Raw genomic sequence first — 1,206 nt, 5'->3', positions numbered from 1 at the left:
GAGACTTGCTCTCTAAGCGGACGGGAGCCGCAGTGACCAGGTGGCTGGGACTGTTTATTAAAAACACAGCACTGTGCAAAATCGCAAGATGACGTATACGGTGTGACACCTGCCCGGTGCCGGAAGGTTAATTGATGGGGTTATCCTTAGGGAGAAGCTCTTGATCGAAGCCCCGGTAAACGGCGGCCGTAACTATAACGGTCCTAAGGTAGCGAAATTCCTTGTCGGGTAAGTTCCGACCTGCACGAATGGTGTAACCATGGCCACGCTGTCTCCACCCGAGACTCAGTGAAATTGAAATCGCAGTGAAGATGCTGTGTACCCGCGGCTAGACGGAAAGACCCCGTGAACCTTTACTACAGCTTGGCACTGAACATTGAACCTACATGTGTAGGATAGGTGGGAGACTTTGAAGCAGCGACGCTAGTTGTTGTGGAGTCAACCTTGAAATACCACCCTTGTAGTTTTGATGTTCTAACGTTGGCCCCTGAATCGGGGTTACGGACAGTGCCTGGTGGGTAGTTTGACTGGGGCGGTCTCCTCCTAAAGAGTAACGGAGGAGCACGAAGGTTGGCTAAGTACGGTCGGACATCGTACGGTTAGTGTAATGGTAGAAGCCAGCTTAACTGCGAGACAGACACGTCGAGCAGGTACGAAAGTAGGTCATAGTGATCCGGTGGTTCTGAATGGAAGGGCCATCGCTCAACGGATAAAAGGTACTCCGGGGATAACAGGCTGATACCGCCCAAGAGTTCATATCGACGGCGGTGTTTGGCACCTCGATGTCGGCTCATCACATCCTGGGGCTGAAGTCGGTCCCAAGGGTATGGCTGTTCGCCATTTAAAGTGGTACGCGAGCTGGGTTTAGAACGTCGTGAGACAGTTCGGTCCCTATCTGCCGTGGGCGTTTGAGAATTGAGAGGGGTTGCTCCTAGTACGAGAGGACCGGAGTGAACGAACCGCTGGTGTTCGGGTTGTCATGCCAATGGCATTGCCCGGTAGCTACGTTCGGAACTGATAAGCGCTGAAAGCATCTAAGCGCGAAGCAGGCCTCGAGATGAGTTCTCACTAGACTTTTAAAGTCTCTGAAGGGCCGTTGAAGACTACAACGTTGATAGGCAAGATGTGGAAGTGGTGTGAGCCATTAAGCTAACTTGTACTAATTACCCGTGAGGCTTAACCATACAACGCCAAACGCGTTTTATG

The 1,206-nt window shown here is 51.8% G+C and carries 1 rRNA gene; it reads left to right on the top strand.

The features are described 5' to 3' along the window. Nucleotides 1-1,184 (top strand): 23S ribosomal RNA (locus I6F47_RS20280); the annotation flags it as partial. Nucleotides 1,185-1,206 lie beyond the last annotated feature (22 nt).

It is taken from the genome of Pseudoalteromonas sp. NZS37 (assembly GCF_015864265.1).
Taxonomy (GTDB): Bacteria; Pseudomonadota; Gammaproteobacteria; order Enterobacterales; family Alteromonadaceae; genus Pseudoalteromonas; species Pseudoalteromonas arctica.
The sequence above is the reverse complement of the archived record's forward strand: the minus strand, read 5'-3'. Positions and strand labels throughout refer to the sequence as shown.